We start from the raw sequence: 3,826 nt of genomic DNA, 5'->3' as shown, positions 1-3,826 counted from the left end.
GTTCAATATTTTGCTTAATAAAATTTCCGTCCATAAAAACGCCTCCCCATAATAGTTTCTTCATTATCCAATCGGTATGATCTTCACGGTTAAGCCTATATCTTAATTACGCTAAATTCCCATATAATGTTGCACAGTAGTCGAGGGTACAAAAAAAGCATGTTTAAATCGTAATAAACGAAGAAAACATGCTCTGATAAATGGTAGTTTAGAATGAATTGAAATATTAGTCCCAAGGATTATTAACGGTCAGAAAACCAGCAAATTTCTTATTTTCATCACGTCGAGTTTTACGCATTTCAGCTCGGTGTGGAGCTGTTTCGAACAAGATCAGCTCCTCCTCTGTCTCAGGAATGACAGACGGTACGAGCACCGGTTTATTATTATCGTCMAAAGCGACAAAGGTTAGGAAGGAAGTAGCAGCAATGATCCGATCACCGCGTAATAAATCTTCTTTAACGACCTTAACAAATACTTCAACTGATGTTCTACCCGTCCATGATACGTACGATTCCAAGCTTACCGAGTCTGTAGGTCGAATAGGATGCAGGAAATCGACGGAATCTGTAGATGCCGTTACGACAGATTCTCTGCAATGCTTAGTAGCGGATATTGAAGCAATATCGTCTATGTAAGCCATTAGTTTGCCGCCAAATAAAGTATTGTGATTATTCACATCTGTTGGAAATACCCTTGCAGTTTTGTAGCATTTTGACTCACGCGAAAATCTTGGTTCCATTACAATCGTTCCTTTCAATTTCAACACGTATTGATTTTTTCTAACAAGCCTACCCAAAGAAATAACTAATATAAATCATAACAAGCAATCCGATAATAAAAGAATAGGTAGCTGATCTTTCATACCCATGCCCATGTGTCTCAGGGATAAGCTCTTTGTACACAATGAATAGCATAGCGCCTGATGCGAAAGCAAGCCCGTATCCGATCAATGCCTCAATATAACTCGCTGCAAAATAACCAAAGATTGCAGATACAACCTCCATTAAGCCTGTCAAAGTAACAAGCAACATCAGCTTTAATTTGCTAACCTTGGAATGAATAAGAAATATAGCCAACACTAGACCTTCTGGCATGTTTTGAGCACCTATAGCAATAGCAACCATCGGACCGAGCGAGGAATTTTCACTAGCATAGCTAAATCCCGTACTTAAACCCTCCGGAATATTATGAATGAACAACGCAATAATAACAAGCAAAGATTTGGAATCAAAGGATTGAATACCACGTTCATTTATTGCCATTGCTGATATGAAGCTACCTACTAACGCCTCAATCATGTAGATTCTCTTTAACCTATTGATGACTATAATCTTAGTTGCTTTTGTAATCTCGAACTTGCTTTAGAATTGAATAATCACGTTCGCGAATGAACCTACCAGCGTAATCATCAGTCTTATTTTGCTCCATTTTGGAAATTGCATCCTCAAGAGTTAGCCATTGCAAGGATAAACCATTGGCTTTTTCTTCCTCGGTTAATGAAGTTATTTGATGGCTCCCTTTGGTATTAGATAGAAAACAATAAGAAAATTGAATAAGCTCATGTTCATCTCTATACTCGATAATGAGCCCAATCTCATTTCCAATTTCTATGTCTACTCCTACTTCTTCAAGCACTTCACGCTTAAGAGCATCAAACACTTGTTCATTCGCTTCAATACCACCGCCAGGCAGCTTATAATAGTTATGATTCGTTACGTGGAGCAGTGCAATTTCATTATTGGCATTAAATACAACTGAACGTGCCGCTCTTCGAAACCAATAACGACTGCCATTCCGATCCGTTTTTTTCTTATGGCTTAGTTTCAGATCAAGTTCGGTTATTTCTCTAATTAATTGCATGTTCACGATGATTTTCCCTTCCTTGTCTCTGATGTACAAGATTCATTCAAGCTTTATTCGAACCGATCATTTATCAGGCGTGTAAAAGTGAAGCTTATTTCCAAAAGGGTCAGTCACGCTAACTTCATTCCGCTCTCCTGATAAACCTGGACGTGCAAATTTGTATTTTTTGGCAAGCAAATGTTGCTGCCATTCTTGTGCATTTTCTACTTCAATACGAATTGCGGAGCCTGGATTGCAATCTCCATAATGCTCAGATAAATGGATATGGCAATCTCCATTGGAAATCTGCATGTAAAGTGGGAAATCCGCTTCGTAACGATGCTCCCAATCTATTTTAAATTCTAGAAAATCGATATAAAACTCCTTAGCCTTGGCTTCGTCTAATATTCGCAAAATCGGAACCATACTCTTCATATGCATATAATCACATCCTTAGCTGAATGATTACCATTCTCTGATATAACCCAGTTTCCTCAGTACATATTCTGTGAATTCATTTAATTGTAGGATAGGCTCAGATAAGGAGAAATAACGAAGCTCTAACCCTTCATCATCCATTACTTCAGGCGAACCATCTATTCCCGAAGCTTCATATACAGCCATAACATTATATACCTCATCACCGTGTGGATATTTGTAGTACATATCCTTGCCCGATAACATCGTAATAAAGGTTAGAGTACCTGCTTTTAATCCGGCTTCTTCAAATAATTCACGAGATGCCGCTTCTTCTAGCGATTCCCCGCACTCTAAAGCGCCTCCTATGGTACCCCAGTCCAAGCTATCTGTCCTTTTTTGTAATAGTAAATTTCCTTGTTCATTAAATACCAGGACGCAAGCACCCACCATTATAAGAGGTCTAGAACCGACTAAAGCTCGAAGCTCCATAATATAGCCCATTTGATCAGCTCCTTTTTAACGGCTAACCTAACCACTTTTTATCTTCTGCAGCTTGTATAAGTCTATTAAATATCTGATCTTCATCCCACAGCACCTTAAAGCCTTGCATAACGACATCAATTGAAGCCGGGTCAAAGGGTTCCTTAACCCAAGCCGTACCAACGACACCATAACCAACTTCTAATCCATTCGAATATTCAACTCTTAATGAGGTAATGTTACCTCGGTCCTGCTTCGTGATCTGCTCCAATTGTTCTGCATTAAATTGTTTAATAATATTATCAATCGTTTTGTCTATCTTGTCTGTCACGATAACAAAATCCAAGTCCTCTGATTCTTCCGTAATTTCATCTCTAGCATTTAATCCTAATAAAGCAACACCATCTATGTAGGACTGCGTGCCAGCCCAGCTTACAAATTCGATTAGCAGCTTATAATGCTCAGGTCTCATAACTGTCTCCCTTCCATTGCATGATCAGCATGGCTTCAAATTCTATTCTTTATTTGAATAATCGTTCAGCAAAAAGGTTCAAAGAAGATCCTTCAAACCATCTTGCTACGTTACATTTATTGTGAAAAATATGTATTCTACTCAAATAATGTCCTTATTTATTATAGCTGTATGAAACAACTTGTTCATAAGGCAGGTCCCCGCCAAAAATATCAAGCGCACTCCCAATTGTTAAATCTAATTTACCGTTTGAGAGCTCATGAAATTGATCCATATCTGCCAAAGACCTAGCCCCGCCTGCATAAGTAGTTGGAATGCTGACCCAATCCGCTAATGCACTAACCAGACTTTGCTGAATACCCCGCTGCTTACCTTCCACATCGACAGCATGAACTAGAAACTCATCACAAAACTGTTCTAGATACTGAATGTTTTCTTTATTCACTTCAAAATCACTGAACTGCTTCCATTGATTCGTTACGACATACCATTTCCCGTCTTTTTCTTTGCAGCTAAGATCAATAACTAAACGCTCTTTTCCAACTTCAGCTACAATTTGAGACAAATGATCTTCATTCAACTGTCCATCACGAAAAATATAAGACGTTACAA

The 3,826-nt window shown here is 38.5% G+C and carries 7 protein-coding genes; all 7 read right to left on the bottom strand.

The window, feature by feature from the left end; all coding sequences use genetic code 11:
* Positions 1–226 precede the first annotated feature (226 nt).
* The gene (locus AC1DWN_RS30000) at positions 227–739 is read right to left on the bottom strand and encodes an acyl-CoA thioesterase (protein WP_477562523.1); all 513 of its coding nucleotides are present in this window, start codon (positions 737–739) and stop codon (positions 227–229) included.
* A 49-nt stretch (positions 740–788) separates the two neighbouring features.
* Positions 789–1,298, bottom strand: coding sequence for a ZIP family metal transporter (locus tag AC1DWN_RS29995; RefSeq protein ID WP_477562522.1), 510 nt, complete (start codon positions 1,296–1,298; stop codon positions 789–791).
* Between the two features lie 34 nt (positions 1,299–1,332).
* Positions 1,333–1,860 carry an NUDIX domain-containing protein gene (locus AC1DWN_RS29990; protein ID WP_477562524.1) on the bottom strand — a complete coding sequence of 176 codons (528 nt, stop codon included), beginning with the start codon at positions 1,858–1,860 and terminating at the stop codon, positions 1,333–1,335.
* Positions 1,861–1,926: 66 nt separating this feature from the next.
* Complete coding sequence (locus tag AC1DWN_RS29985) at positions 1,927–2,283, bottom strand: glyoxalase superfamily protein (RefSeq protein WP_477562521.1); 357 nt, start codon at positions 2,281–2,283, stop codon at positions 1,927–1,929.
* 24 nt (positions 2,284–2,307) lie between these two features.
* The gene (locus AC1DWN_RS29980; RefSeq protein WP_477562520.1) at positions 2,308–2,763 is read right to left on the bottom strand and encodes an NUDIX hydrolase; all 456 of its coding nucleotides are present in this window, start codon (positions 2,761–2,763) and stop codon (positions 2,308–2,310) included.
* Between the two features lie 22 nt (positions 2,764–2,785).
* Positions 2,786–3,214 (bottom strand): hypothetical protein, encoded by a 429-nt coding sequence (locus AC1DWN_RS29975; protein ID WP_477562519.1) that lies wholly within the window; start codon positions 3,212–3,214, stop codon positions 2,786–2,788.
* A 154-nt stretch (positions 3,215–3,368) separates the two neighbouring features.
* Positions 3,369–3,826 (bottom strand): HisA/HisF-related TIM barrel protein (locus AC1DWN_RS29970; protein ID WP_477562518.1); only part of this gene is annotated, 458 nt, incomplete at its 5' end.

Source organism: Paenibacillus sp. P4_A7 (assembly GCF_056402455.1).
Note: the sequence above shows the minus strand (reverse complement) of the source record. Positions and strands in the feature narration are given on the sequence as shown.

Excerpts from the sequence above, each read along its gene's own strand:
- AC1DWN_RS29995 (WP_477562522.1), bottom strand. The coding sequence starts at position 1,298 with ATGATTGAGGCGTTAGTAGGTAGCTTCATATCAGCAATGGCAATAAAT.
- AC1DWN_RS29990 (WP_477562524.1), bottom strand. The coding sequence starts at position 1,860 with ATGCAATTAATTAGAGAAATAACCGAACTTGATCTGAAACTAAGCCAT.
- AC1DWN_RS29985 (WP_477562521.1), bottom strand. The coding sequence starts at position 2,283 with ATGCATATGAAGAGTATGGTTCCGATTTTGCGAATATTAGACGAAGCC.
- AC1DWN_RS29980 (WP_477562520.1), bottom strand. The coding sequence starts at position 2,763 with ATGGGCTATATTATGGAGCTTCGAGCTTTAGTCGGTTCTAGACCTCTT.
- AC1DWN_RS29975 (WP_477562519.1), bottom strand. The coding sequence starts at position 3,214 with ATGAGACCTGAGCATTATAAGCTGCTAATCGAATTTGTAAGCTGGGCT.